The sequence below is a fragment of the Arthrobacter sp. B2a2-09 genome (genome assembly GCF_027587375.1).
Classification (GTDB): Bacteria; Actinomycetota; Actinomycetes; order Actinomycetales; family Micrococcaceae; genus Arthrobacter.
This window is the reverse complement of record NZ_JAMXIC010000032.1, coordinates 19,189-45,435: the sequence shown is the minus strand read 5'-3', so window position 1 is coordinate 45,435 and position 26,247 is coordinate 19,189. Positions and strand designations below refer to the sequence as shown.

General features: G+C 64.8%; 34 protein-coding genes. 30 read left to right on the top strand and 4 right to left on the bottom strand.

Features of this window, described 5'->3' with window-relative positions; all coding sequences use genetic code 11:
• The first annotated feature begins 24 nt into the window (after positions 1–24).
• The 8 genes from NFJ07_RS23140 to NFJ07_RS23105 all read left to right on the top strand — a co-directional run bounded on the left by NFJ07_RS23140 (position 25) and on the right by NFJ07_RS23105 (position 4,287).
• Positions 25–1,542, top strand: coding sequence for a recombinase family protein (locus NFJ07_RS23140; RefSeq protein WP_269998176.1), 1,518 nt, complete (start codon positions 25–27; stop codon positions 1,540–1,542).
• A 256-nt stretch (positions 1,543–1,798) separates the two neighbouring features.
• Positions 1,799–2,161 (top strand): hypothetical protein, encoded by a 363-nt coding sequence (locus NFJ07_RS23135; protein ID WP_269998175.1) that lies wholly within the window; start codon positions 1,799–1,801, stop codon positions 2,159–2,161.
• Complete coding sequence (locus NFJ07_RS23130; RefSeq protein WP_269998174.1) at positions 2,158–2,355, top strand: hypothetical protein; 198 nt, start codon at positions 2,158–2,160, stop codon at positions 2,353–2,355. Before NFJ07_RS23135 ends, NFJ07_RS23130 begins: the two co-directional genes overlap by 4 nt.
• A gap of 231 nt (positions 2,356–2,586) precedes the next feature.
• Complete coding sequence (locus NFJ07_RS23125) at positions 2,587–3,039, top strand: hypothetical protein (protein ID WP_269998172.1); 453 nt, start codon at positions 2,587–2,589, stop codon at positions 3,037–3,039.
• Positions 3,036–3,290 carry a hypothetical protein gene (locus tag NFJ07_RS23120; protein ID WP_269998170.1) on the top strand — a complete coding sequence of 85 codons (255 nt, stop codon included), beginning with the start codon at positions 3,036–3,038 and terminating at the stop codon, positions 3,288–3,290. Before NFJ07_RS23125 ends, NFJ07_RS23120 begins: the two co-directional genes overlap by 4 nt.
• Positions 3,287–3,772: a hypothetical protein gene (locus NFJ07_RS23115; RefSeq protein WP_269998168.1), complete on the top strand. Its 486-nt coding sequence runs from the start codon at positions 3,287–3,289 to the stop codon at positions 3,770–3,772. The genes NFJ07_RS23120 and NFJ07_RS23115 overlap by 4 nt, the downstream gene beginning before the upstream one ends.
• 135 nt (positions 3,773–3,907) lie before the next feature.
• Complete coding sequence (locus NFJ07_RS23110) at positions 3,908–4,060, top strand: hypothetical protein (RefSeq protein ID WP_269998166.1); 153 nt, start codon at positions 3,908–3,910, stop codon at positions 4,058–4,060.
• Positions 4,060–4,287, top strand: a complete 228-nt coding sequence (locus tag NFJ07_RS23105; protein ID WP_269998163.1) for a hypothetical protein — start codon at positions 4,060–4,062, stop codon at positions 4,285–4,287. Before NFJ07_RS23110 ends, NFJ07_RS23105 begins: the two co-directional genes overlap by 1 nt.
• Before the next feature lie 216 nt (positions 4,288–4,503).
• Here NFJ07_RS23105 and NFJ07_RS23100 read toward each other — a convergent pair whose 3' ends face one another.
• Positions 4,504–6,264, bottom strand: coding sequence for a GmrSD restriction endonuclease domain-containing protein (locus NFJ07_RS23100; RefSeq protein WP_269998161.1), 1,761 nt, complete (start codon positions 6,262–6,264; stop codon positions 4,504–4,506).
• Positions 6,265–6,720: 456 nt separating this feature from the next.
• Between NFJ07_RS23100 and NFJ07_RS23095 the strand changes: the two genes are divergently transcribed.
• Positions 6,721–7,044 carry a DUF7239 family protein gene (locus NFJ07_RS23095; RefSeq protein WP_269998159.1) on the top strand — a complete coding sequence of 108 codons (324 nt, stop codon included), beginning with the start codon at positions 6,721–6,723 and terminating at the stop codon, positions 7,042–7,044.
• Between the two features lie 673 nt (positions 7,045–7,717).
• On the opposite strand, the gene NFJ07_RS23090 is transcribed toward NFJ07_RS23095, so the two are convergent.
• Positions 7,718–7,891 carry a hypothetical protein gene (locus tag NFJ07_RS23090; protein WP_269998158.1) on the bottom strand — a complete coding sequence of 58 codons (174 nt, stop codon included), beginning with the start codon at positions 7,889–7,891 and terminating at the stop codon, positions 7,718–7,720.
• Positions 7,892–8,177: 286 nt separating this feature from the next.
• On the opposite strand from NFJ07_RS23090, the gene NFJ07_RS23085 reads away from it, so the two are divergent.
• From NFJ07_RS23085 to NFJ07_RS23025, 13 genes are all read left to right on the top strand, one after another.
• Positions 8,178–8,663, top strand: a complete 486-nt coding sequence (locus NFJ07_RS23085) for a hypothetical protein (protein WP_269998157.1) — start codon at positions 8,178–8,180, stop codon at positions 8,661–8,663.
• A gap of 21 nt (positions 8,664–8,684) precedes the next feature.
• A complete protein-coding gene (locus NFJ07_RS23080) occupies positions 8,685–9,119 on the top strand; it encodes a phage terminase small subunit (protein ID WP_269998156.1) in 435 nt (144 codons plus the stop codon).
• A complete protein-coding gene (locus NFJ07_RS23075) occupies positions 9,116–10,816 on the top strand; it encodes a terminase large subunit (protein WP_269998154.1) in 1,701 nt (566 codons plus the stop codon). The genes NFJ07_RS23080 and NFJ07_RS23075 overlap by 4 nt, the downstream gene beginning before the upstream one ends.
• Positions 10,817–10,853: 37 nt before the next feature.
• On the top strand, positions 10,854–12,209 hold the full coding sequence (locus NFJ07_RS23070) for a phage portal protein (RefSeq protein ID WP_269998152.1): 1,356 nt from the start codon (positions 10,854–10,856) through the stop codon (positions 12,207–12,209).
• A 2-nt stretch (positions 12,210–12,211) separates the two neighbouring features.
• Entirely contained in the window at positions 12,212–13,006 is a 795-nt protein-coding gene (locus tag NFJ07_RS23065) for a VG15 protein (RefSeq protein WP_269998151.1), read from the top strand.
• A 67-nt stretch (positions 13,007–13,073) separates the two neighbouring features.
• Positions 13,074–13,664 carry a hypothetical protein gene (locus NFJ07_RS23060; RefSeq protein WP_269998150.1) on the top strand — a complete coding sequence of 197 codons (591 nt, stop codon included), beginning with the start codon at positions 13,074–13,076 and terminating at the stop codon, positions 13,662–13,664.
• 48 nt (positions 13,665–13,712) lie between these two features.
• Positions 13,713–14,663, top strand: a complete 951-nt coding sequence (locus tag NFJ07_RS23055) for a P22 phage major capsid protein family protein (protein ID WP_269998149.1) — start codon at positions 13,713–13,715, stop codon at positions 14,661–14,663.
• A 72-nt stretch (positions 14,664–14,735) separates the two neighbouring features.
• A complete protein-coding gene (locus NFJ07_RS23050; RefSeq protein WP_269998147.1) occupies positions 14,736–15,134 on the top strand; it encodes a hypothetical protein in 399 nt (132 codons plus the stop codon).
• Positions 15,135–15,503, top strand: coding sequence for a hypothetical protein (locus tag NFJ07_RS23045; RefSeq protein ID WP_269998145.1), 369 nt, complete (start codon positions 15,135–15,137; stop codon positions 15,501–15,503).
• Complete coding sequence (locus NFJ07_RS23040; protein ID WP_269998143.1) at positions 15,496–15,807, top strand: hypothetical protein; 312 nt, start codon at positions 15,496–15,498, stop codon at positions 15,805–15,807. The genes NFJ07_RS23045 and NFJ07_RS23040 overlap by 8 nt, the downstream gene beginning before the upstream one ends.
• On the top strand, positions 15,807–16,223 hold the full coding sequence (locus tag NFJ07_RS23035) for a hypothetical protein (RefSeq protein ID WP_269998141.1): 417 nt from the start codon (positions 15,807–15,809) through the stop codon (positions 16,221–16,223). Before NFJ07_RS23040 ends, NFJ07_RS23035 begins: the two co-directional genes overlap by 1 nt.
• Positions 16,224–16,242: 19 nt before the next feature.
• Positions 16,243–16,791, top strand: a complete 549-nt coding sequence (locus tag NFJ07_RS23030) for a phage tail tube protein (RefSeq protein WP_269998139.1) — start codon at positions 16,243–16,245, stop codon at positions 16,789–16,791.
• Between the two features lie 100 nt (positions 16,792–16,891).
• A complete protein-coding gene (locus NFJ07_RS23025) occupies positions 16,892–17,161 on the top strand; it encodes a hypothetical protein (protein WP_269998137.1) in 270 nt (89 codons plus the stop codon).
• On the opposite strand, the gene NFJ07_RS23020 is transcribed toward NFJ07_RS23025, so the two are convergent.
• The gene (locus tag NFJ07_RS23020; protein WP_269998135.1) at positions 17,158–17,406 is read right to left on the bottom strand and encodes a hypothetical protein; all 249 of its coding nucleotides are present in this window, start codon (positions 17,404–17,406) and stop codon (positions 17,158–17,160) included. The genes NFJ07_RS23025 and NFJ07_RS23020 overlap by 4 nt on opposite strands.
• Positions 17,407–17,516: 110 nt before the next feature.
• On the opposite strand from NFJ07_RS23020, the gene NFJ07_RS23015 reads away from it, so the two are divergent.
• From NFJ07_RS23015 to NFJ07_RS22980, 8 genes are all read left to right on the top strand, one after another.
• Positions 17,517–19,916, top strand: coding sequence for a phage tail protein (locus tag NFJ07_RS23015; protein ID WP_269998134.1), 2,400 nt, complete (start codon positions 17,517–17,519; stop codon positions 19,914–19,916).
• Positions 19,916–20,791 (top strand): phage distal tail protein, encoded by an 876-nt coding sequence (locus NFJ07_RS23010; RefSeq protein WP_269998132.1) that lies wholly within the window; start codon positions 19,916–19,918, stop codon positions 20,789–20,791. The genes NFJ07_RS23015 and NFJ07_RS23010 overlap by 1 nt, the downstream gene beginning before the upstream one ends.
• Positions 20,782–21,996: a hypothetical protein gene (locus tag NFJ07_RS23005; RefSeq protein WP_269998130.1), complete on the top strand. Its 1,215-nt coding sequence runs from the start codon at positions 20,782–20,784 to the stop codon at positions 21,994–21,996. Before NFJ07_RS23010 ends, NFJ07_RS23005 begins: the two co-directional genes overlap by 10 nt.
• Positions 21,996–23,003, top strand: a complete 1,008-nt coding sequence (locus NFJ07_RS23000) for a tail fiber domain-containing protein (RefSeq protein WP_269998128.1) — start codon at positions 21,996–21,998, stop codon at positions 23,001–23,003. The genes NFJ07_RS23005 and NFJ07_RS23000 overlap by 1 nt, the downstream gene beginning before the upstream one ends.
• Positions 22,993–24,066 (top strand): hypothetical protein, encoded by a 1,074-nt coding sequence (locus NFJ07_RS22995; RefSeq protein WP_269998126.1) that lies wholly within the window; start codon positions 22,993–22,995, stop codon positions 24,064–24,066. Before NFJ07_RS23000 ends, NFJ07_RS22995 begins: the two co-directional genes overlap by 11 nt.
• 62 nt (positions 24,067–24,128) lie before the next feature.
• A complete protein-coding gene (locus tag NFJ07_RS22990) occupies positions 24,129–24,416 on the top strand; it encodes a hypothetical protein (protein ID WP_269998124.1) in 288 nt (95 codons plus the stop codon).
• A 67-nt stretch (positions 24,417–24,483) separates the two neighbouring features.
• A complete protein-coding gene (locus NFJ07_RS22985; protein ID WP_269998122.1) occupies positions 24,484–25,305 on the top strand; it encodes a LysM peptidoglycan-binding domain-containing protein in 822 nt (273 codons plus the stop codon).
• Positions 25,306–25,319: 14 nt separating this feature from the next.
• Positions 25,320–25,556, top strand: a complete 237-nt coding sequence (locus tag NFJ07_RS22980) for a hypothetical protein (RefSeq protein ID WP_269998120.1) — start codon at positions 25,320–25,322, stop codon at positions 25,554–25,556.
• A 27-nt stretch (positions 25,557–25,583) separates the two neighbouring features.
• Here NFJ07_RS22980 and NFJ07_RS22975 read toward each other — a convergent pair whose 3' ends face one another.
• A complete protein-coding gene (locus NFJ07_RS22975; protein ID WP_269998118.1) occupies positions 25,584–26,123 on the bottom strand; it encodes a hypothetical protein in 540 nt (179 codons plus the stop codon).
• Positions 26,124–26,247 lie beyond the last annotated feature (124 nt).

Here is a 26,247-nt window from a genome sequence, read left to right as displayed (position 1 = left end):
TGGCCGATACCGCATAATTGACACATGACCGACTCACGTAAGCCGCTTCGCGCGGTTCTTTACCTACGTCTCTCCGTCACGACGGACGAGTCGACCTCTATTGTCCGCCAAGAAAAGGACCTTCGCGACCTCGCCGACCGCGAGGGCTGGGAGGTCGTCCAGGTCCTCACAGACGACGGCCTCTCCGGAGGCAAGCGTCGAGCGAAGGCCGACCGCGCCCTGGAAATGCTTCGCGACGGCCACGCCGACGTAATCGCCGTCTGGAAGTTCGACCGCTGGAGCCGCCAGGGCGTCCGCGCCGTCGCCGACCTTGTCGAAACGATCGACGGGCGCGAAGCCTCCGGCCGTCCGGCGCTCTTCGTCGCTATGGGCGACGGAATCCGCTCCGACGCCCAGACCTGGAGGATGCACGTCTCGCTGATTGCCGAAGTCGGCCGGATGGAGCGGGAGAACGTCGCGACCCGCGTCGCCTCGGCGCGCGCCCACCTTCGCCAGCAGCGCAAGCACTCCGGCCGCGTGCCCTATGGCTACCGCACATGTCCGCACCCTTCCGGCCAGGGGCGCGGCCTGGAGATCGACCCGCACGAATCGAAGATCGTCCGGCGGGCCGTCGATATGGTCCTCGCCGGACACTCGCCTTACCTGACGGCGAAGAAGCTCAACGAGGAGGGCCTCACCCCGCGCACGGCGCCGCTCTGGAATGCTTCGCTTCTCGCGGACATGCTCCGGCGCGACTCGCTCCTGGGATACATGACGCATCGAATCAGAGGCGACAACACCCGGACATACCGGCCCCTCCTAGACGAGAACGGCCTACCGGAGCAAGTCTGGCCGCCGCTCATTACTCCCGACGAGGCGCGAGCTCTCCGCGCGGGCATCTCAGCTAACAGTAAGTGGGGCGTCGTCACCCGAGCGGGCATCAAGCGCGGAAAGCGCCTCCTCTCCGGCCTCCTGGTCTGCGCGACCTGCGGCGGATCTATGCGCGCCGGACAAGGCGACACGCTGGCCGACGGCTCCGTGACTAACCGCTACGTCTGCGGCGCCGCCCCTGGCGCCTGTAAAGCGAAGGTGAGCGTCACGGCGCACTTGATCGAAGATCATGTCGTCGCGGAGTTCCTGGCCCTGGCCGGGCATTTCCAAGTGATCGAGTACCGCGAGACCTCGCGCGACACTGGCGAGCTCGCGGAAGTCGAGCACGCGATCACGGAGACAGCCGCCCAAATGACCGCCCCGGACGCGAACATTGTCGCGCTCGTCGATCGCCTGACGAAGCTCCGCGCCCGGCGTGAGTTCCTGGAGACCGTCCCGGCCGAGCCCGTCGTCGAGCAGGTCGAGACTGGGCAGACTTTCGCGGAAGCTTGGGAGGCCCGCGAGCTCCCAGGCCGTCGCGCGTTGCTCGCTGGCGCCCTGACTGGCTCAATCGTCGTCAAGCCCGCGATCCGTGGCTCGAAGAAGATGGACGTGCGACGCCTGGAGATCCCCTGGCGCTGGGTCGATATAGACGTCGACTACGAGCTCGCCGACGCGGCCCGCGCGGACTGACGCCGGGCGAGACGCCGGAGGCGACGTTTACACGCCCCTCTAGGCCCTCTTCGTGACTCTCTGAGTGACGAAGTGACGGTTTTAGCGTCACTCTCTATTAGTTGTTAAGAGGCTCTCTCTCTTAACAACTAATACAAAGTGACGCTCTTTCCGTCACTTCGCCACTCTTTTTTATTTTCCGCTCTTTTGAGCAGGACCCCGGCCTCCGGCCCTCTCCTCCTCTGTCCGAACAAATCGACAGAGAAGGAGCCCCAAAATGGCCGCCCCTCAACAGCACTTCGACAAAGCCGCCGCGCTCGTCGAGCTAGCCCAGAGCTACCCGCAAGGCCCGGCTTCTGCCCGGATCTCGATCCTCGCTGAAGCCCAGGTTCATGCGACGCTCGCCCTCTTTCCCCAGGCCCCGGCTATCCTCCATGTCCCGGACGGGATGGAGCTTACGCCGGAGCAGATGCAAGAGCTCGCTTCGGCCCGCTTGATCGTTACCGATCACCCCCAGGTCGCTGAAGTCCCCACGCCGCCCGCCACGAAGCGCCGGACCCGCAAGGCCCCCGCGACGACGGCCGAAGTAACCGCCGCTGGCAAGTCCTACGGCGATCTCCCCACGGAGGCCGCGAAGTGAGCCCCGCCGACTACCTGGAGCGCGCCGCCGACGAGGCCCGCGTCGTGACCGTCGCGAAGTACGACGGCCGGATCTTTACCGGAACCGTTCACCGCCACGCGACGGACCCGGATCTCTTCACGATCCGCTCCGGAGGACGGGGCCGTCCGGCCGTCGTGCATCCCCTCGACGTCGAGGAGGTCATCTTCGAGTGACGCCCTACTTCGCCGACGCGATCCGCGCCCTCGTCGAGGCCCTCGCGCCCCGCGTCGCGGCGTGGCTTCGCCGCCCATGGTGACTACCTTCCGGCCGGAGGCCGTAGCGCCGTCTCTGGTGAGCGTGAACCGCGCGTTCGCCCGCCTGGCTGAAGCCTTCGCCTCCGCCTTCCTCCTCCCGTCTTACCCGTCGGCTAAACCCCTGATCCACAACGGAAAGAAGCCCAGAAAATGACTACTCTTGCCTACTCCCTGCCGCTGACCGTGACCGACGCCGACGGCGACTCGCTGACTATCGTACCGGCGCCGAAGGTCGGTATCGCCCGCGAAGCTGAAGGCGCCCTCGTGAAGACGCACTTCACCGGCTCCGGCTCGCTCGGCACCTTCGTTTCGAAGGAGGACGCCCCGGCCGCTGCCCTGGCGATCCTCCAGTCGGCCGGGATCAATCCGGACGCTCACGGAACGGCCCTGGAGTCTGCCGCCGCGACGCTTTACAGCATCTTCCGGAAGAAGGAAGCGGCCGCGAAGCTCGAAGAGGAGGCCCTGACCCTGGCGAACGCCTCGTATGCTGCCCTGGACCTGAACGTCGTCGACTCCCTGGCGGATATCAGTAGCCCCTACGCTCGCGAAGCGTGGATCCAGTGTGCGAAGGCCGCCCGCAAGCTTCACGCTGGCGCCGAATGATCCGCCGCTCCCTGGCCCTCCTCCTGGCGTGGCTCTTCCCGCGCCAGGAGGCCCCGGCCCTCCCCCGCTACGAGATCCAGGTCGTCTCGCCGGAGTCGACCTTCCTCCTCGACCACAAAGAGGCCCGGAAGTATCCCTTCTGGACAGAAGAGGCGGCCCGTAACGCGCTGGGCATGGTTCGGCGCAGCGAGCCTCCTTTCCTCCTCTCGGTCCCCTTCACGAAGCACGACGCCCGAAAGGCCCGCCCATGAGTTCCTATTTCTACACTGACGACTTCGGCGACTCGATCCGGGTCGACGAGGACGCTTTCGAGGGCGACAAGATCGCCGCGATCAAGACTGACGCGGGGGCGACGGTCTACGTCAAAAGGGACGCCGTCCCGGCTCTGGCGCTGGCGCTTATGAGCGTCTCCGGCGCGTCCTTCCTGGACCCTGCCACCGCCCAGGCGACCGTCTCGCTGCGCTCTCACGTCGAGTATCGCGCGTCGGCGAAGCGTCGCGAGGAGGCCGAAGAGAGGGCGAAGGCTCTCCAGGCTCAGCGCGAGCGAGTGGAGGCGGAGAAGGCGAGCGCCGAAGCGCGGACGCTCGACGAGGAGGCCCTGGCTCTTCTGAATGCGTTCCGCCGCGCTACCGGCGTCACTACGCCGCTCGCGAGCTTCGACGGCCTCGACCCTTTCGTCGCTGATAACTGGCGGGCCGCTGCGACGGCTGCCCGCGAGCTCCACCGTGCCTAGCACGCCCTGGCAGGAGGTCCGGCGCCGCCTCCTGGCCCATCGGGCCTCCTGCCCTACTTGCTCCGCGATCGCCCGGCTTGTCTCTTGCGCCCGGCGTTCCGCTCCCCTGATTCACAACGGAAAGAAGCCCAGAAAATGATCCCTGAAAACATCTTCCAGAAGCGCGTCCTCTTCGGCCTGAACCGCCTCGGTAAGCACATCTACGCCGGTACGGTCGACCCGGCCGTGAAGGCGAAGCGTCGCGCGGCTGGCAAGGCTGCCCGCAAGGCCCGCAAGGCGTCGCGCTAGTGGCCCGTCACCTGGCGCCGGTCGACGAGCCCGTCTTCCGCGTCCTGGAGGAGCTCACTACGGAGAAGGGTGTCTATGTCTACGCCTACGGACCTTATATGACGAAGGGCGCCGCTCGCGGCCAGGAGACGCGCCTCCGCCGTGAGCACGAGGACTACCGGCGTCTCGGCGTCCAGGTCCTCCGCGTCCAGTCGGCGACGATCGCCTGGAAGGACGTCGTCCAGTGAGAGATCGCGTCGTCTCCGTCCTCTTGTCGGTGGCCCTCCTCATGGCGTCCCGCGAGTATCGCGAGGCGTATACGGACCTCCTCGATCGCGGGTACGCATCTAGGTCCGGTCGAATCCATCCCTGATGCGTAAACGACAAAGACCCCGTCAGCACTTAGCTGACGGGGTCTTTACTGAACCCGCTCGGCGCACCGTAGGGAGGCCGCGTCGGGATTTCTAAATAAACCGCTTGGTAAGTTCCGAGACCTTTTTGAAGTCCTTCGCCTTGGTCGTTTCGTCGCCATCCCGCCAGTACACATCGTCTCCAACGAAGGAAAGTTCCTGCTGAGGCGGAACGGCGATCACGATAACACCCAGGCCGAAGTAGTCGTTGAAGTCCATGCTGGAGAGTACGGAGTCGCGCAGCGGATTGCTTAGAGCAGAGTTTCTGATCGCGTGCTTCCAGCGAGCGTAGTAAGCTTCAGGCTTCTCTCCAAGGGCTTGAGCTTCGCGCTTCACTCCGACCACGTAACGCTTGCCAACCTTCCTCGGACTGATTCCGTCTAGAGCCGCGATTTTTTCGGCGTCAGCGTCCTTATCGGTGACACCGATTATTATCGAGCCCGCCCGGCCCTTGCCGTTGTTCGCGATGGCACAGATCGTACGAATGATCTTGTCGAAGAATGCTTGGCTGACGTGCCGCGCCCCGCCCACAGGCAACATGCCCTGTTTAAGTTCGTAGTGGGGAAGCTCTATCTCCGAGCGGCGAATTTCTGCGTCTATGTCGACGGAGGCGTGGCTACCGTAGATCTTCTTGTGTTCGCTATCGACAAGATGTTGATTAATGAGGCCTTTGACCGTGTCTATATTCTTCCTGCGCTCATCAGGCGTAGTAGCCCTCCGGCTAGTCTCGATCCGGCCGTAGAGCCCGAGGAGGCTCTTCTTGATGCCTTCGTAGTCCGCGATCATTTTCTGGCCACGAATCAAAGATTCATGAAATGCCACCATCAGCACGGCGAATACCGCCGGGAAAGCGTTCGTCGACCTCTTGTCGAAAATGATCTCCCGGAGCTTCTTCGGCGTGCCCGCCGCACAAACTTTCAGGATCTCATCGACGCAGTACTTGAATTCTGCCGAGAACGTATCAGCGCCGTAAGAGTCAAGGGCGTCTATCAGCCTCTTGTTCTCCCCATGAGTCGCTTGGTAGATGCTGTCCAAAGCGTCTTTTGAGCGATCAAGCATCCGCCCCCCGACGATGCAACCGGTTATATCCGCAATGCACTGTTCGTCCATGCTGTCGCGGAGATCGGTGGACCGGAGAATGCCCTGCTCGACCCAGAAAACCTCTTCGGCCACGACATCGTAGCCGTGCTTGGTCATGGGCAGGTCGATGCTGATGGATGGCATCTGCTGTAGTTCCAGGATGTCACTCGATGCATCTCCACGCAGCTCGCACGCCAGTTCACGAATGAGATTTGAAAAGTCGTCTTGAACACCGGCTTGCCGTCTCTCCTGGTCACTCAGGCGATGACCGTACGTATTTATTCGGGCAAAAACGTCGTCAATCTCATCCTCGGTGGCACCGCGCATCACCGAAATGGCGAGGGAATAGTCAAGGAAGCTGGTCACCTCCTTCACAGCGAGCAGGTCTCCGGATGCGGGATCGAAAGTTCCCTCATCGGACCGAGCCTTGGCAGTCGGGAACTGTGCAACGTCAAAGTGCTTATCGTCAAGTGTAGGAAATGCGGTTTCAATGAAGGACACCAGCGAATGAAGACGTTGCAATCCGTCGATGATCTCGTAATCGCCCGTCTCGCGCTCAGCGAGCAATATAGCCGGAACCGGATACTTCTTGAGAACGGACTCGACCAACTTTTGTTTTTCTTCCAGCGTCCACACCAACTTGCGCTGGTATCGACGATTCACAAAGAGCTTGCCTTCGCTGAACCACGAGTAGATTGACTGGACGGATTTCGGTTGGGAATCAAGTTCTGCCATGGGTTGACTCTTCCACACGAACTATCCTCGGCTGAACAACCGACCTCGTGTCGTATTTCCGGAGTGTGCCGCTCTTACCGACAAAGGGTGGTCCGAGTCGGGTTAGCTCTCCCAAGTTCCTCCGATTCCCGTGAGCGGGCAGATGACATTAGGCCAAACAGCCACTTTTGAACAAGGAAAATATCCTTTGGTACACAGCGGGGGCTTCTCCTCGTGCAAGCGGATCGGCGATCACGGCGGTAAGCACATCACGGTCGGCTGGATCTGGCGGCCCCCGCCTCGTCGAGCGCAACGGCGAGGACGCGACAGTCTCGGTCCGTAAGTAGCCCTCGCTCGTCAAGCCCCCTGGATCTTCCGGGGGCTTTGTCGTGCCTGGTGAGCAAGCCGGCCCCTCCTGGCCCTCTCCTCTCGTGTCTATATCCCCTACCGAGAGGACGGCACTCTATGGCCGACGCAATGAAAGAATCACGCCTCCCGAAGTGGGCTCAAGCTGAGCTCGCGGATCTCCGACGACGCCTCGACCGCGCCGAGGACGAGCGGGACGATCTCCGCGAGAGCGTCTTCGGCCCGGCCGATACGGACACTCACGCGGACCCTTACGGTTCCGTCCCGATCAACCTCCCGAAGGGCGGCATGATCCAGTTCCGTATCGGCTACGGCGAGGAGGACGTCGTCCGCGTCCGGACCTGTGCGGAGGGCCTGAACATCAACGGCAACGTCGGGATCGTCGTGATCCCGAAGGCGTCGAATGACGTCGTGATCGGAGTCCGGCGTGACTAAGCAAGCCACGAAGGAAGACTACGATCGTCCGCCTTGCTCGTGTCTGAAGGTGCCGGTCTCGAAGACATTCCGCTTGATTATCGTCTTCGATCCCTTCTGTCCGGCGAGCGCGGCGCACAAGGAGGCCGGATCTTGTGACTTCGACCCGGTCTATTAGTGAGGGCCTGGAGCTCGTCGCCTCGAAGTATGTCGGCGAGGCCGAGCTCCAGGGCTTCCAGGAGGCCGCCCTCGCGCGTCTCTCCTGGCGCCTCCGGCACTCCGGTAAGACTTGCTCGAAGTGCCAGGAGGAGAAGCCGCTGAGCGCGTTTACACGCGACGGCCAGCGGCCCGACGGCCTCTCTCCCTGGTGCCGCGAGTGTCACTCTCTGAGACGGGCCTCGCGTTAACGACTCCGGTCCTCTACTCAATCAGAGGGAAAAAACCCGAGCCCTCCTCTCTTCCGCCCGCGAGCCCCTTATACATGCTGGGGGCGGGCGTCGAGAGGAGGGCTTTGTCATGCCCTCGACACTCTTCCCTACTGCCAGGTTCCGAGCCCCCGGCTCCCTGGCCTAGCCCCCTGGTCCCTTTCGAGGTCGACCCCAGGGGGCTTCTTTGTACCCCCTCCCCTCTGCCCGCCGACGACCTGGAAGGAGCGCCGCTCATGGCCTGGGAATCCAGCGACCGCAAGGCGCGACTACCTGCGGACTGGAGCACGCGGCGCGTCCGGGTCCTCCGGCGTGACGGCTACATGTGCCAGGCCCGTGACTCTCTCGGCGTCATGTGCGGAGCGCCAGCGAATCAAGCCGATCACATCGAGCCCGGCGACGATCACTCGCTGGAGAATCTTCAAGCACTTTGCCGCTGGCATCACGCTAGGAAGTCCTCGGCTGAAGGCGTCGCAGCTCGTCGTCCGCGAGCTCGACAGACTCGTGAGCCCGAGGCACACCCCGGAATGCTCTAGCCCCTCCCCTGTCTCTGGACCCTGGGGGGAGGCCCTCCCCACCCCACTCGGCCTCGCCCGGTGAGGCATAGCGTCTCCCTGTGCGCGCGAGTCTGGGGCTTTTTTCAAATAGCTAGCCTCCCGCCCGCCCAGGGCGCCGGAGGCCCTCAACAAACCGCCTGGCTTTTGTCAGCGCTCCCCAGGAGGTCCTCCCTTGCGCCCAGGCGACTTCATCCTGGAGTCCCCGACTGGTCTCTGGGGCTCCGTCGTTGCTTCCGTCTCTGGAGGCCGCTACAACCACGCCCGCCTCGTCGTCGACGAGTCCGGCCGCTCCCTTTCCGCCGAATCTGACGGCGCCGTCTGGGAGCCGAACACTTTCGAGGGCGACGTCGTCGTCTCGCCGCCCATGACCGACGCCCATCGCGCCAGGATCGCGGCGATCGCCGACGAGCTCGTCGGGACGCCCTACTCCCGGCGTGGCCTGGTCCTCGTCGGCCTGGCCCGACTGGGCCTCCGGACTCCCTGGCTCTCCCGCGAGCTCGATCGGCCCGGATCTCTCATTTGCTCCCAGCTAATCGACCTCTCCTGGCGCCGGGCGGGCTTCGACGCCTTCGCCGACGGTCGCCAGCCCCAGGACGTCACTCCCGGCGACCTGGCAGACCTGGCCTTCCGCAACGGCTGGGACGTTTACACGCTCTAGCCCCTGGAAGGAGGCGCCGTTATGGCCGGTCGAGGCCCCGCCCCCAAGGAACATCATCAGCGCGAGCGAGACACTCGCCGCCGCCAGTCCGACGTCGTCTCCGTCTCCCAGGACGGCGAGATCCGCGGGCCTGAGCTCGTCGGCCCCTTCAGCGACGAGACTCACGCCTGGTACCTCGACTGGCGCGTCGCTCCCCAGGCGTCCCTCTTCACTAACACCGACTGGCGCCGCCTCCTCCTCCTGGCGCCGATCGTCGACGCCTACTTCCGTCGGCCGTCCGCCGCTGCGCTCTCCGAGATCCGTCTTAACGAAGAGCGTCTCGGCGCGACCTACGTCGATCGCCTCCGCGCGAAGATCCGGGTCGAGGCCGAAGCCCAGGGCGAGGCGGAGGTCGTCCAACTTCACGCCGTCACGTCCCGCGAGGACGTCATGGCCCGCATGAGAGGCGACAAATGACCGCCCTCGCTCCCGCCGTAACCGCCGAAGTGAGCGTCGAGCCTTTCCCGCTCGACGGCTCCGTGAAGACTCTCGGCTGGGGCGTGATCGCCTGGGCTGAATCCAGCCTCCTCCAGCCTGACGGCGACGAGGCGGGCGAGCCCTTCGTCTTCACGCGCGAGCAGTGCAATTTCATTCTCTGGTGGTACGCCCTGGACGCTGGCGGCAAGTTTGAGTTTCGCCGTGGCGTCCTCCGGCGCGCGAAAGGCTGGGGAAAGTCGCCCTTCCTGGGCGCCCTCGCTCTCGCTGAGCTTTGCGGCCCCGTCCGCTTCTCCGGCTGGGACTCCTTCGGCGAGCCCCGCGCGATCTCACACCCTATGCCCTGGATTGTGATCGCTGGCGTCTCTGAGACTCAGACCGAAAACACGTTCGCCGCGATCCGCGCCATGTGCGAGGACTCCACCCTAGTCGACGACCTGGGCCTCGACGTCGGTATGACTCGTATCCTCCTGCCTGGCGGCGGGAAGATCGTCCCGATCACTGCCTCGTCGTCTTCCCAGGAAGGCGCCCGTCCTTCCTTCGCGATTATGGACGAGACTCACCACTGGACGAAGAGCAACGGCGGCCAGAAGCTCGCGCGAGTTGTTCGCCGTAACCTGGCGAAGTCCCGCGACGGCGCCGCCCGCGTGATCGAGACGACTAACGCTCACGAGCCCGGCCAGGAGTCGGTCGCGGAGGCGTCCTATCTCGCCTGGCGCGCGATCGTCGAGGGCCGGACCCGCTCGAAGGGCATCCTCTACGACACGCGGCAAGCGCCGGACGGGATCGACCTCGCCGACGAAGCCGCCGTCCTGGCTGGCCTGAAGGCCGCCTACGGCGACGCCTCCTGGGTCGACCTGGAGCGCATCCTTTCCGAAGTGTACGACCCGGATACGCCGCCCGAAGAGGCCCGGCGCTTCTACCTCAATCAGATCGTCGCCGCCGCCGACTCCTGGATCGCTCCGCCCGAATGGATGAAGAATCGCCGCGACGACCTGGCCCCGCTCCGCTTCGGCGAGCCTGGCGCCAGGAAGAAGGGCGACGTCGTCGCCCTGGGCTTCGACGGCTCGCTGACTGACGACTCGACGGCGCTCGTCGCTTGTCGCGTCGAGGACGGCGCCGTCTTCCTCCTGGGTATCTGGGAGAGACCGGAAGGCCCGGCCGGAAGCGGCTGGGCGGTCCCGAAGGAGCAAGTCCGGGATCTCGTCGATCACGTCTTCTCGACCCTGGACGTCGTCGCGTTCTTTAGTGACGTCGCCTACTGGGAGACCGATATCGACGACTGGCGCGACAAGTACGGCGAGAAGCTGATCGTCAAGGCGACGACTCGCCACGCGATCGGCTGGGATATGCGCGGGCATCAGATGGACACCACTCGCGGCGTCGAGGTTACTCACCGCGCGATCACGGACTCGACGCTCCCCTGGAGAGCTCACGAGCTCCTCGCTGGCCCCGCTCGCGGCGCCAGGGCGGAGGAGATCCTCACCCGCCACGTCCTGAACGCCCGCCGTCGGCCTAACCGCTGGGGCGTGAGCTTCGGTAAGGAGACGCGCGAGTCGCCTAAGAAGGTCGACGCCCTCGCCTCCCTGATCCTCGCCCGCATGGCCCGCTCCCGCGTCCTCGCGGAGGGCGGCTTGAAGAAGCACCGGCGCGCCCCTGGCCGCCTCATGGGCTTCTGATTCACCCATTCCAACTACGCCCGAAGGAGGGCCTCCTATGGCCGTAGACGCCGCCCTCGTCGAGCGCCTCGACGGACTACTCGCCCACGATCTCGAACCTATCCAGGGCCGCCTCGGCAAGGTTCGACGCTATCTGAAGGGCGAACACGACGACCCTTATATGCCACGCGGCGCGAAGGCTGAGTACAAGCACCTAGCGAAGCGCGCGATCACAAACTGGACGCCGCTCCTCTCGGATACTTACGCGAAGGGCCTCTTCGTCGACGGCTACCGCCCGGCGAAGTCGAGCGATAACCTCACCGCCTGGAGTTACTGGCAGGAGAACAAGCTCGACGCCCGCCAGAGCATCGTCCACCGTGGCGCGCTCGACTACGGGACGAGTTACAACCTGATTCTTCCTGGCCGTGTCGGCGCCAGGAACGTTCCCCAGATGAAGCCGCTATCCCCGCTGCGCTCTGCCGCCTGGTATCGCGACGAGGACGACGACTTCCCGGAGATCGCCCTCCGCCGTCGAGGGACCACGATCGACGGCGCCCGCCTGGTCGAGCTCTTCGACAAGAAGAGCCGTTACACGTTCGCCCTTCCGAAGGACTCCGGGAAATGGGTCCTCTCGAAGGTCGAGGATCACGGCCTGGGCGTGACGCCTTTTGTCCGCTTCCGCGACCGTCTCGACGACGAAGCCGTCGGGATCATCAGGCCGGTTATCAATCTCCAGGACCGCGTAAACGAGGTCGTCTTCGCGACACTGATCGCGCTCCAGTATGCGAGCTTCCGGCAACGCTGGGCGACTGGCCTCGCGGTCCCTGAAGACGACGAGGGTAACGCCGTCGAGCCATTCCAGGCCGCCGTCGATCGCCTTTGGGTCGCCGACTCAGAGGGCGCCCGCTTCGGCGACTTCGCCCAGACGGACCTCTCCGGGCATATGTCGGCCTATGAGTCGACCGTCCGGACTCTGGCGGCCGTCTCCCAGGTAAGCCCGAATATCCTTACCGGCGATCTCGTGAACCTCTCCGCCGACGCGCTCGCCCAGATGGAAGCCTCGACTCAGCGGAAGATCTCCGAATACGAGACCCTCTTCGGCGAGTCGTGGGAAATGTCTTTCCACCTGGCCGCCCAGGCTGCGGGAGATCTCTCCGCCGCCGACGCTGGCGCTCAAGTCCGCTGGCGCGACACAGAGGCCCGCTCGCTGGCTTCCACGGTCGACGCCCTGGGCAAGATCGCCACTACGCTCCAGGTTCCCGTCGAGGCCCTCTGGGAGAAGATCCCCGGAGTGACCGACACGGACGTTATCCGCTGGAAGGGTCTCCGCGACTCCGGCGACGTCCTGGGCGCCCTGGTCGGCGACTTCCAGCGCCAGACGGCGATCGCGCCCCCGGTTCCGGCTGGAGCGTAAGGATGGAAGGTTTCGCCCTCTCGGAGACTCACCGAATCCAGCAGGTCAAGCTAACCGCCGACGTCCAGCGTCTCCTCGCTGAGGTTTACCGCCGAACGATCGACCCCTCTCGCCTCGACCAGTCCTTCCCGGTCTACCTGGCCGCCGCCGAAAGGGTACTCGGCCTGGGGCGGGCGGCGTCTGACGTCCTGGCCCGCCGCTATTACATGAGAGCGGCGACGGAGGCGGGCTTCCGGCCCGTCGGCCTGGACGTCGAGGCTTCGCCTATGAATCGCGAGGCGGTCGCGACGTCGCTCCGCGTGACTGGCCCGGTCCTGGTGAAACAGCAGATCGCGAGGGGCGTCCCGCTGGAGCTCGCGCGCCAGGCTGGCCTCGCGGCGACGATCGCGGCCGGTAAGAGGATCATGCTCGACGCCGGACGAGAAATGCTCGTCCAGGCTGGCCGCCGAGATCCCAACGTCGCGGCCTGGGCTCGCGTCTCGGACGGCTCGACTTGCGCCTTCTGCGCGATGCTCGTCTCGCGCGGCCCGGTCTACACCGAAGCGACCGTCTACTTCCGATCGCATGACCGCTGCGGCTGCGGCATCCGGCTCGTCTTCAAAGGCGAGAAGGATCGCGGCTGGAGTAAGGACGCGCTCGCCCTGAATCGCCTTTGGAAAGGCACCGACGACCCGGAGCGCCCGGAGGGCTCGACGCTGACGCTCAATGAGTGGCGCTCGATCCTGAAGACCGCCCGGAATGATCCGGAGTCGGCCTTGAATATGACCCCGGCGAAGCCTCTCCGGCTCGCCGCGTAACCCCTATCCATTACTACGCCTGGAGGCAGGTCCTCCGGCGTGACCCGTCCCAGGAGGACGTTTACACATGGCAGACACAGCCAAGGACGCAAGCCAGGCAAGCACCGAAGAGCAGAAGCCCGCCTCCCCGCCCTGGGGCGACGACTTCGACGCTGAGCGAGCCTGGACTCTCGTCCAGAATCTCCGCACGGAGAAGGAGGACCTGAAGGGCGAAGTCGCCACTCTGAAGCAGAAGAGCCAGGAGCTCGAAGCTGGAGAGTCCGACGGCCTGAAGGAGCTCCGGACCCGCGCCGAAGCCGCCGAGACACGAGCCGCGAAGGCTGAGCACGAGCTCACCCTGGCGAAGGTCCTCCGCGACTTCCCGGCCTTGGAAGGCTTCGAGGATCTCCTCACCGGAGACGACGAAGAAGCCGTCCGCGCGAAGGCCGAACGCCTGGCCGCTATCGGCGGCGGGAAGAAGCCAGAAGGCGATCCCGCTCCCGGCCAGGAAGAGCAGAAGCTCGGCGAAGAGCAGGAAGAGCAGAAGCAGGAGCAGAGCGGCCTTCCCGCGAAGCCGGAGCCCGATCTCTCCCTGACGCCCGGCCACGGCGGCGACGACAAGGTCCCCTTCGATCCTGCCGCGATCGCCCAGGCGGCCCGCGCCGCTTCCACCTTCTAACCAACCCTCCCCGTCCCCTCCTGGGACTAACCGAAAGGTAATCGCACTATGGCTAACGACTTCTACACTCCGGCCGAAGCCGCTCGCGTCCTCGCCAACCTGGCGAACGAAGAGGCTTTCCTCTCCGGCCTGGTATCCCGCAACTTCGAGCAGGATCTCATGGGCGGCGGCAAGGGCGGCGCGCCGATCGCGATCAAGATCCCGACGACCTTGATCGCTCGTGAGCGCGATATCGACGACAAGACGAGCAAGATCGTCTTGGACGAGATCGCCGAATCCAGCGTCACTCTGAACCTGGACAAGGCCCACGATTACTCCGCCGTGTCCCTCTCCGAAGCGGACCTCACGCTGAACCTGACGGACTTCTCCGCCCAGGTCCTGAAGCCCCAGGCTGAAGCGGTCGTCGACTCCATCGAGCACAAGCTGGCGAAGAAGCTCCTGAGCGTCCCTGTGACCGCCCTCGCTGGCGTGGTCTATGACAAGGCCAATCCGACGGCCTACTTCACCCAGGTCCGGAAGGCGCTGCGGAAGAACGGCGTCGCCGTGAACGGCCTGAAGATGATGGTCGGCGCTGAGGTTTACGCGAACCTCATGGACGCGAAGGCCCTGGAGGACGTGAGCCAGTCCGGCTCCACGGCGGCTCTCCGCGAAGGCGGCGTCGGTCGCGTGCGCGGCTTCGACGTAGTCGAGTCCCTCCGCGTCCCGGACGACGAGATCCTGGCCTTCCACCGCGACGCCGTCACTCTGGCGACTCGCGCGCCTGTGACCTCTCCTGGCGCGAAGTTCGGCGCGACCGTGGCTGAGAAGGGCTTCTCCCTCCGCTACCTGCGGGACTACCTGATCGACTCCACCGTCGACCGCTCCTTCGTGAGCACCTTCTCCGGGATCGCGATCCTCCCGACTTTCCGCGTGACGCGCGATTACGACACTCGCGAAGTGAAGGTCGAGGAGATCGCTAACGGCGGCATCCTGCACCTGGACACCGTCGCCGGAAACTAGTCCGGCCAGTTACGTAGGGCGCCCTTCGCGGGGCGCCCTTCGTCGCTCTGAGCGTCTCTGAGAGGAGGCCCTATGTCTTTACCCCTTCCCCCGCCTATTAGCGCGCTGGAGAGCCGGCTGGGGCTCCCGGCTGGCAGTCTCCAGGACGAAGACAAAGCACGCGCCGAAGATGCCCTCGACGACGCGACCACTCTCGCCCTGGCCGAGGTCTCCGCGACCAAGGCGGCGACCTGGGAGCTCGACGCTCCGAAGGTCGTCCGGCTAGTCGTCCTGAAGGCCGCCCGTCGCGAGTTTGAGAATCCCCAGGGCGTGAACCAAGAGACTCTCGGCGAGCACACGATCGGGATCTCGGAATCGTCCGGCGTCTACCTCACGGCCCGAGAGGTCGCCCAGGTGCGCCGAGCCGCGACTGGCCGGAAGGGCGGCTTCGTCGGCACTGTCCGGACCCCTAGCGCGTTTGGGGGCGGCTAGATGCTTCTGAACATCACACGCCCCGGCCAACAGGCTATCTACCGGCTCCGGCCGACGGAGGGCGAGGACTCTTACGGCGATCCCGTAAAGACCTGGGACCCTCCGGCACGCTTCCGCCTTCGCGGCGCGGAGCTCCAGCGCGTCGCGGTCGGCGTTGCCGAATCGGAGACCGAGCGCCCGAGCGGCGACACGCTTCGCAATGTCCGGCGTCTCTTCGTCCCTAGCGCCGTCTCTCTGACGGCCGAGGACCGGATCGAGGCGGACGGCGAAGTCTGGCGGATCGACGGTAAGCCCGAGGTCCGCCGTGGCCTGGCAATGAGTGTTTACACGTCCGCATACGTCCGCCGAGTGGAGGGATTGCATGGCTAAGATCCGGCTCGATCACAAGGGCATCGGGGCTCTCCTCCAGGGCCCCGAAGTAACCCAGGCGATTCACACCCTGGGCGAAGCCGTCGCGGCGAACGTTGGCGCTCCAACGACCTCGAAGCAAGCGCTTGTCCGCGTCGAGGTCGAGCACCGCACGGCCTCCGGCGCCAAGCTCTCTCCTCGCCCCGCCGTCGACATTCGGCTCGGCTCCTCAATGGGCGCCGCAATGGAGGCCAAGCACGGCTATCTAGCCCGCGCTGCGACTGCCGCTGGCCTGGAGCTCAAGTCGCGGAAGGCGGTCGGCTAGTGGAAGCGATCATCACTTTCCCAGACCCGCAAAAAGCCGTCCGCGACTTGCTGAGGGCCGCCCTGGCGACCCGCGCTGAGTCCTACGCGCTCGGCGCGACCGTCTCCACGCGCGATCTTCCAGGAGCCGACGAGCGCCGCTCTCTTCCCTATATCCAGGTCCGATCCGACGGCCGCTTCCGCAACTCGCAACTCAACGGCCGCGCGACTATCCGCGTCCTCGTCTGGCACCGCGACGAGGGACTAGGCGAGGACCTGGCCGGACTCTGCGAGGCCCTCCTCTTGGCGGGCAACTCGAAGGAGATCCGCGGTTGCTCGGCGATCTCCGGCCCCCTCCCGACGGGCGACACGGATACGGGCCTCCCCCTCTCATTCTTCACCGTCTCGGCGCGGCTCCGGCCTCGTCAACTGAACTAACAGATAGGAGCGCGACCTCATGGCAGGAAACGCAGACAACACGGCTCTCTGGCAGGGCGCCGACGTATTTATCGCCCCGGTCGACACGGCCGGACCTGACGACGTCTCGACCGCCTGGGGCGCCGACTGGAAGGTCGCTGGCCTCCTGGATGGCGCTAGCGGCTTCACCGAAACTCGCGATCAGGACACGAGCGAGCATTACGCCTGGGGTGGCGTCCTCTTCCGGCGCACGAGCTCGAAGCACAAGCGAAGCATCAAGTTTGTGGCCCTGGAGGATAACGACGTGACCTTCGGCCTCGTCAATCCTGGCTCGACCCGCTCGACGACCTCTGGCGTCCGCAAGGGCAAGATTAAGATCCCCACGCGGAAGAGCTTCGCGATCGGCTTTGAGGTCCGCGACGGCGACAAGATCAAGCGCCGGATCGTCAAGCACGCCGAAGTCTCCGAGATCGCCGACATTACGGAATCCGAGAGCGATCCGACGGTCTACGAGATCACAGTCCTGATCTTCCCGGAGGCCGACAACACCCTCTACACGACCGTAGAGAGCGACCCGGCAACCGCGTAAGCGACTTACGGGAGGGCGTTCCGCGCGGGGGCGCCCTCCCGTTTACACACCCCGCGCACCCTTCACTCTTTCACTCCATCCGCGCTAGGAGCACACCACTATGGCCGCACGTAAGAACCCCATCGCCGCTGAAGCCCTGGGCGACAAGATCGCCTTCAACTACAACGGCGCCGACTACTTCGTCACGTCTACCGAAGATTGGGACTACGAAGTCCTGGAAGCCTTCGAGGACGGCAAGATCGTAACCTTCCTGCGGCTCATTCTCGGCGTCGAGCAGCACGCCGCATTCAAGGCCACTAAGCCGAAGGTCGCGGACGTGAACGCCTTCGTCGAGGCGATTCAGAAGGCCCTCGGTATCCAGGGAAACTAGCGGCGCTCGTCGCCCTTCTCCGTGAGGCGTCCGACGCCGTAGAAGCTGACCTCCTCCGCTTCTATCGCGTCGACCTCGCGGACTACTGGCGCGGCGAGCTCTCGCTCCGTCGTCTCTCCGTCCTCGTCGCGAACCTCCCGCCCGAGTCCTCTCTCGTGCGCCGTTACTCGACTCCGGATAACGGATGGGACGTCCAAGCCTTCCTTCTGGCCGACCTCTTTCACGCCTTTACGGGCGAGCCTCACCCGGCCCGTCCCAAGCCCCAGAAGTCCTCTCGATACGCCGAGCTCCGTCGCGCCCTAGAGCGCCAGCGCGAGCTCAAAGGAGGACCTCCCGACCAGTAAGGAGCCCCAGCGTGTCGAATGTCGGCTACGCGACACTAACCATCATCCCGTCGGCCAAGGGTTTCAGTAGCTCGCTCAATAACGAAGTAGCCCCGGCCGTTGCGAGCTCCGGCGACAAAGCCTCGAAGGGCCTGATCTCCTCCTTCGGAGGCGCCGTGGGCAAGATCGGCGGAATCGTTGCGGGGGCCGTCGGCATCGTCGGCGGGCTCGTCGGCGGAATGGCCGTCAAGGGCGGTATCAATAAGGCCCTCCAGCTAGAAGACGCGACCGCCAAGCTAACCGGCCTCGGCCACAGCACGACGGCCGTCAAATCCATCATGGATAACGCCCTGGCTTCGGTAAAGGGAACGGCTTTCGGCCTAGGCGAAGCAGCTGGCGTCTCCGCTGGCGCGGTTGCCGCTGGCATCAAGCCAGGCCAGGAGCTTACCCGCGTCCTGAAGCTCACCGCCGACGCCGCGACGATCGCCGGTACGGATATGGCCTCAATGGGCTCGATCTTTAACAAGGTCGCCGCGTCCGGCAAGCTTCAGGGCGACGTCATTGCGCAGCTTCAAGACGCGGGTGTGCCCATCCTTCAGATGGTCGCGAAGGAGCTCGGCGTCACTGCCGCCGAAGCCTCCAAAATGGCCTCCGACGGCAAGGTCGACTTCGAGACCTTCGCAAACGCTATGGAGCACGGCCTGGGCGGCGCTGCGCTGAAGTCCGGCGACACCACAAAGGGCGCCCTCGCCAACATGAAGGCGGCGTTTAGCAACTTCGGCATGGCCCTACTCGGCGGCTTCTTCCCCATCATGAAGACCGTCTTCGGAACCATCCAGAAAATGGTCGATTCGACTACGGCGATCATCAAGCCCTTCGCAACCGAAATGGGCCAGAACTTCGTCGCGAAAGTCTCGCCGAAGATTGTCGAGTTTGGCGACCACTTCGCCGCGAGCATGAAGGAAGTCTCCGGAGGGATCACGGCGCTAGTCGCCGCGTTCAAGGCTGGCGGCGACGACGTTACCTCGTCCGGCCTGGCCGGGGCCCTGGAGCGCGTCGGGCTTTTTGCTCGTCGCGTTCATGACGCCTTCGCCGACTCCTTCGGCAAGCTGCAAAGCCTCCTTGCCCCTGCAATCGGCGGCGCAATGGGGGCGCTCGGTCCTCTGCTCTCCAAGCTGCCCATGGTCGGCGGACTGTTCTCCGGAATCACCGGCCCCGTCGGCCTCGTTGTCGGTGCCCTGGTGAGCTTGATCTCGACGTCCCCGGCTCTCCAGTCTGCGCTCGGTGGCGGACTCCAAAGCGTCCTCTCCGTGCTGGGCGACGCCGTCGTCTCACTCGCGCCGTTCTTCGGAAACCTCATAACGGTTATCGCGAGCCTGATCCCGACGCTCGCCGCTGGCCTGGTCCCGATCATTACGGCCGTTGCTAACGTCTTCGTCCAGTTGATCCCGATCATCGTCCAAATGGTCACTACGGCCCTCCCGCCGCTGATCTCCATTTTCATGGCCGTAGTCCCGGTCGTCGGGCAGATCCTTACGGCCGTCGCCCCGCTGATCTCGATGCTCGGATCTCTCTTGATCCCGATCATCCAGGCGCTCCTGCCGGTCGTCTCGACCGTCTTCGGCGCCCTGGTCCCGATCATCCAGGCGGCAATGCAAATCGTCCAGGGAGTGATCCAGGTCGTTACCGGCCTGATCTCCGGGAACTGGCGCCAGGTCTGGAATGGGATCCTTACGATCCTCTCCGGCGTCTGGAATCTGATCGGCTCTCTGATCTCCGGCGCGATCGGCCTCGTCGGCTCCGTGATCGGCGCCGGGCTGAATATCGTCTCCACCCTTTTCCGGACGATCTTCTCCGGCGTCCTGTCCTTCCTGGGCGGCGTCTGGAGCGGGATCACTGGCGGCGTCTCTGGAGCGATCGGGAACGTGATCGGCGTCTTCGGCGGCCTCCTGGGCAAGATCACTGGCGCCCTCGCTGGCGCCGGGTCTGCTCTCTGGAGCGTCGGCCAGAACATCATCCAGGGCTTGATCGACGGTATCGGCTCAATGATGGGCGCAATTGGCCGGGCGATCCTTTCGCTCGTCCCAGGCCCGATCGTCGGCGTCTTCAAGGACCTCCTGGGCATTCACTCCCCGTCCCGCGTCTTCCGTGGCTTCGGCGTGAACATCGGCGAGGGCCTGGTCCTGGGCATCCAGGACATGCACGGGAAGGTCGAGGACTCCGTCGCGGCCCTGGCGAATATCCCGGCCTCGGCTGCCTTCGGTTCGCCGGAAGTCACCCTCGGCGGCATCCAGGGCGCCCTAGCGGGCTCTGGCCGGAACGCTGGCCCGGCGACGATCCACCAAGAAAACCACTTCAACACACCTATGAGCGAGGAGACCGTGGCAGAACTAGCAGCTAGGAAGCTCCTTCGAGCGGGGGTCGGTCGATAATGACGGCCCTAAGTACCCTCGCCACGACGGCGGCGTCTCTGACGCTCACGACCGGCGAAATGCTGGCCCTCCAGCCTGGGACTAACCAAGTCCTTACGGGCCTGGAGGGCTGGCACTCCGCCCCAGGCACGCGCCGGAACGGGACCGACCGCCTCTGGGCGCACGGTTCATTTTCCGAGCGCGGCTGGCGGGAGGAGCGCCTTATCACTGTGAGCGGGCATATCTTCAGCGAGACCCGCGCTGAAGCCGCGCACATGACAGACACCCTCAACGCCGCTCTCGCGGACGGGACGGCCGGAACTTTCGTTGTCGACGACGCGGATCTCGGCCGCCGCACGGCGACTGTCTACCTCACCGGAAAGCCGACGGTCGACTGGGACGGCAACGTCGACATTATCTTCGTCGTCGACATGGTCGCCCCTGACCCTCGTAAGTACGGCGTCCCCGCTGCGGCTTCGACCCTGGCGGCCGCCCCAGGCGGCGGGCTCGCGTTCGACCTCTTCGCGGGCGCGACGGCCGGAGTCCTCGACTTCGGCGAGGCCGGTACGCCTGGCACCGTGACGCTTGAAAACGCCGGTACGGCCGATACGGCGCCGCTCTTCAAGGTCTCAGGCTACGCCCCAGGCTTCACGATCACTGAGCCAACCTCCGGCGCACGCCTGGTCTACTCCGGAACGGTCGCGGCGGGCCAGACCCTCGTAATCGACGCCTCCGACGGCTCCGTCCTTCTGGACGGCTACGCCGATCGCTCGGCGTACCTGACTCGCCGCGAGTGGACCTGCCTCCCAGGCCGGACCCGACAGACCTACCTCTTCGAGTCCCCAGGCAATGCCAACGCCTCGCTAACCCTAGAAATGAGTCCCGCATGGTGGTAGAGAACACCGGCTACCAAGCCTTTCTATGCAACACCGTCACCGGCAAGGTAACGGCGTTCTTCCCGCCCTCGAAAGTCTCCTGGGGAATGCGGCTAAATGGCCCTGGCCCTCTGCAAGTCTCGCTAAAGATCACGGCGAAAGAGCTCCGGAACCTCGACGTCCGAATGGCGACTATGGCGCTCCGTCAGAGCGTTGGGATCTCCTACGACGGGCAGATTCTTGAATGCGGTCCGATCTGGCAACAGGACTACGACGCGGACAAAGAGGAGCTGGCCCTGACGGCGTCCGGCCTATGGTCCATCTTCGACGTGAGGAAGGCGCTCCAGGGCAATTCTCCCGGCGCGGCTAAAGACGCTCCGGCCTTCTGGGCGGGGGCGGCCGCTAACGGATGGGTCGCCCCTGGGGCCTCGAAGATCCGGCTGGCGAATCTTTCGCTCGGCTCGATCGCCCGCGAACTGGTTCGAATCAGCATTCAGAACAACCCGTTTACACGCCCTGACGGATCTAACGCCGGAGCGCTGAACATTGTTCTTCCGCCGCTTGTCGCCGGAACCTCAGAGCGCAACTACATGGGCTATGACCTCGGCAACATCGGCGAACGGCTCCGGCAACTGACCGAAGTCCAGAACGGGCCGGATATTCGTTTCCGGCCTCAGTTCAAGGGCGACGACCCGACGGTCGTCGAGTGGGTACTGGAGACCGGCACCCCGGCCCAGCCTCTCCTAGTCCAGCCTGGCCCCGACTGGATATGGGATACCGCCGTCGACGGGTCCGGAGTCGTGAAGCTCGGCGTCAAGCGCGACGCAACCGGCATGGCCGCCCGCGCCTGGGTCCCCGGTAACGGCCAGGAGCAAAACATGTTCCTGGCCTGGCAGACCAACACGTCAGTCGTCGACCTCGGCTTCCCCTGGACGGAGACGGACATTGCCGCTAAGGACGTCGAGGACATGACCATTCTCGGCGCCGTCGCCGATCGCCTCGTCGCCGACTCCCTGGCTCCCTGGGATCAATGGAGTCTTCAAGTCCGCGCCGACCAACGCCCCCGTCTGGGGCAGTACCTTCCCGGCGAGTGGGCTCAGATCAACGTCGGCCCAGGCCACCCGCTGATCGAGAAGGGCGCCTATCGCGTCCGCATTATGGCGGTCGACGGCGATCACACCGAAACCGTAAAACTCACCGTCGCACCTATTCAAGGGAGGCTCTAATGGATCTTGACGGCATCCCACGTCGAGCGGTCGAGTCCGACCCTCTGGCCGCCCTCATGGCGGAGATAAAGGCGCTGAAAGGCCAGGTCGCTACGCTCGAACGCGGGGCGACCCTCCGCAACGCCTCAATCTCCGGAGGGGACGGCCTCCGCGTCCTGGATAGCGACGGCGGGACCCGCGTCTCAATCAACACCACGGACGGCGCGGTCGTCGCTTATGACGACTCCGGCGCGGCCGTGGCCCGCTTCGGCCCACTGAGCAACTCGAAGCCAGGGTCCTACGGCGTCGAGGTCAAATACAACGGCTCTTGGGTCCAAGTCGGCGGCGGAAACGTCGACTGGGGCAATATCTCAAACAAGCCCGCGACCTATGCGCCGTCCGGCCACACGCACACCGGCAACCAAATCTCCGGCGTGGTCCCCGAAGCGACTCTCGCGCAAGGCTCGTGGCAGGCATACAACCAAAACGTTCCCGGTACGAGCTTTTACGCGGTCTGGGTAGGCAACGGCGCGGGCAATCAGTTTGGCCGCAACACTTCATCGGCCCGGTATAAGCGCAACATCGTGGCGCATGACGCCGACGCCGCCGACGTGCTGGCACTTCAGCCCGTGATCTATGACCGAAACGACGAGCTCGTCTATCCGTCAGAATCCGAAACCGGAGATCGTCTGATCGGGCCGCCGAATCTGATTCGAGGCGCCACGAGCGAGTACGGCCTGATCGCTGAGCAGGTCGCCGAGAACGTGCCCGAGATCGTCCAGTGGTACGAGAGCGAGATCGACGGTATCCGGTACGACCTCCTCTCGGTTGCCCTCCTCGACGTCGTCAAGGCCCAGGACGCCAGGATCGAGGCCCTCGAAGCTGCCGTTTCGGCGCTTGACTCTAGCTACCGTCCACCGCCCCGGCCAGTGACTCCCCGCGTCTCCGCGAGCGGCGCCCCCGCCGTCGCGCCTCCGCCGACGCCGTACACGATCGCACTCCCAGAAGGAGCCCCGAATGACCGCTAACCGCGGCCTCTTTATCCGAAACAACGGCAACGTTGGGACGACCCCGATCGAGGGCCGGCTCGTGCTGGCCTCAATGGTCGCCGAGAATGCCCTGGGCGCCCCGCGAAACGGTCTGCTAGACCAGAAGGTCGCCAGCCTCGTGACCGGCTCGGCGTCGAGCATGAGCTACAACGTCGGGCCCTGCACTCCGGTAGTCAACCGGGCGGCGAATGAGGGCGTCTACATGTTCACCCTAACCGGCACGAGCAACGTCGCGACCGACGCGGCGCCCGGCACTGGCTCCCGTTACGACCTGATCTACGTAAAACAGAGCGATCTCGACAAGGGCGACGCCGTCAACACTGCCTCGCTCGCCGTCTGGAAGGGCACCGCTGCAGCTAGCCCGACGAAGCCTTACGCTGACCTTCCAGCCGGGGCCTACGTCCTCGCCGAGGCCCTCGTCCAGGCGGGCGCGGCCAATGCTGCCGACGCGAAGGTAACGATCACTCAGGTGTGGCGCTACACCGCCCTTCGCGGCGCGCCGATCCCCGTCCGCAACGCCTCGGAGCGCGACGAGATTACCGCTCCTGACGCACAGGTAAAGCGCCTGGACACTAACGGCACGCTCGAAGAGTGGACGGGATCTCTCTGGAGGCTTGCTGAGCCGTCGCCGCGAGGGGTCCTGAAGCGCAACTACAACAACGGAGCAAACAACGTAAGCGACGGTACTTGGCTGATGATGGACCATGTAGTCGCCGACCTCGAAGCGGGCCGATGGTACGAAGCGACGTATACGTTCACTTCGAGCGTGTCCGCTACTAACATCCCGATTGCAATCGCCCTGCGGCAGAGCTCTACCGGCGACCTATCCTCAAACGGGACGGACGTAGAAAACTCTCAAACCTACTGGACCGCCCCCCTCGCCGCGTCCGGTAAGACCGATACCGCCCGCTATGCGTGGCAAGCGCCGACCTCGGGAACGTACAACCTGAAGGCGTGCGCCGCCCGAGCCGTTGGAACTGGCGCTATCGCTGTCTCCACCCGCCGCCTGGTCCTGCGCGACATGGGACGTAACCAGACTTAGCCAGTCACGTAGGGCGCCTTTCACCGGGCGCCATACTCTCCTACAACTTCCGGAAGGCCCAAGTGCCCGAGACGATCATTCACAACACCACGGAGGCCCCGAGCTCGGCGTCGGCCGAGACTTCGCTCCTCCTCGCGTTTACACGCCTAGAGGGCAAGGTCGACGTGGCCCTGACTCAGCACGGCGCGGACATCAAGGCGACGGCGAAGGAGGTCGACGACCACGAGGACCGGATCCGCGCCCTGGAGGCCCGGCCGACTGTGTCGCCTCGCGGTCTCTGGGCGACCGTCTCCGGCGCCGCTCTCCTGGCCCTTGCCGTGATCCCGTTCCTAGACCGAATCATCAACTAACACCCTCGAAGGAGGCCCCGTCGTCACGGCGGGGCCTTTTTCATGCCCGAAAACAGAAGGAGCACGCTTGTACTACATCGACGAATCCCTCAATGACACTGAGTTCACAGCAGCGGGCGACGTCGCTGCCACCTTCGGCGGCACGCCTCGCCGGATCGAGTCGATCACAATTCACCACTGGGGAAGTTTCGGCCAGACTCACGACGGAGTCGTCGACTTCTTCGTGAACCGCAACCGCAACACGAGCGCTCATTTCGTCGTCTCTGAAGGCCGGATTCACTGCCTCGTCTCCCCCGCCGACGCCGCCTGGGCGGCTGGCAACGCCTACGGGAACGCAACCTCGATCCACATCGAGTGTCACCCTGAAGCGACGGACGGCGACTATGCGACCGTGGCCTGGCTCGTGAAGTTCCTTCGGGACAACTACGGCGCCGGACTTCCCCTGAAGGCTCACCGCGAGTGGAGCGCTACCGCTTGTCCCGGCATTTGGGATCTCGCCCGCGTCGACCGTGAGGCTCGCGCCCTGGGCTCCGCCGCTCCGGCTCCAGCGCCGAAGCCCGCCCCGGCTCCGGCTCCGGCTGGGCTCCCGCCGTATTGCATCGTCGAGGCTAACGACACCCTGGGCGGGATCGCCGTCCAGTTCGGCGTCTCCCTCCCGGCCCTGATCGCCGCTAACCCTGGGATCAACCCGAACTTGATCTTCCCCGGCCAGCGGATCGAGCTCCCGAAGGCGGCCCCGTCCGGCCTGCCGCCCTATTGCATCGTCGAGGCAAACGACACCCTGGGCGGGATCGCTGTCCAGTTCGGCGTCTCGCTGGACCACGTCCTCCGGCGTAACCCCGGAATCAATCCGAACCTGATCTTCCCAGGCCAGCGGATCAACCTCTAACCGAAAGGCCACCTATGCTCACTCGCGAGCCTCTCTTAGTCCGTGGCGCGATCGTCGCCGCCGTGACCGCCCTACTGCACGCCCTGGTTGTCCTGGGAGTCTTCCCGATCGCCCAGGAGGCGGAGACGGCGATCGGCGGCGCGGTCGATCTCGTCGGGACGGCAGTTCTCGTCGTCTGGAGTCGCGGAAAGGTGACTCCGGTCGCCGATCCGGTCCTCCCTAATCCCGACGGTCCGAAGCACGCCGCATAGCGTCGAGCCGCGCGGGGCGCCGACGGCTTAACGCTGGACGGCGCCCGCCAGCGACAACGTCTGGAATTGTTCCGTCGGCGAGGTGTCGCTCCAAGAGAGGGCAAAAAAGGTACTTTCGGCCTGGGCGGGATCGCTTATTCGCACGCGGACTTCGCCCAGGCTTTCCACGTGGCCTACTTCAAACGAGAGGTTGTCGGCCTTATTTAGGCCGTCCGGATATACGCCGACGCACACGTGCCTAGCCTGATCCCGCCATCCGTTAGTCAGCACCCATACATACGGATCGCTTTCGTCTTTAGTGACGTGCCAGCGGGTCATATTTCGCCCTGTCTCCAGGCGAAGGAAGTCGCTCCAGTCCCGAGCCTTCTTCTCGCTCGCTGCGGCCTTCTCACGCTCGGCCTTGCGAATCCGCTCAGCAGCTTTGTGCTCGTCCCACCGCTTCTCAACCCGGCGAACAACTAGCCCAACCACGGCCAGCACGACGCCTAGCGCGATCCATTGCCAAAACGCGCTGAGAACGCTGAGCGCCGCCCCGATCCAGCCCCCTACGACCGCAAGAAAGTCCATAGGGCGAGATTACTAGATACGCCCCTCGGCTCCGGCCGAGGGGCTTTTCTTTTTGCCCTGAGCAGTCCCGCGCTTCCTGGTCCTCTCCTCACTCGTCCTAACCCAAATGAAAGAGGAGATCCTC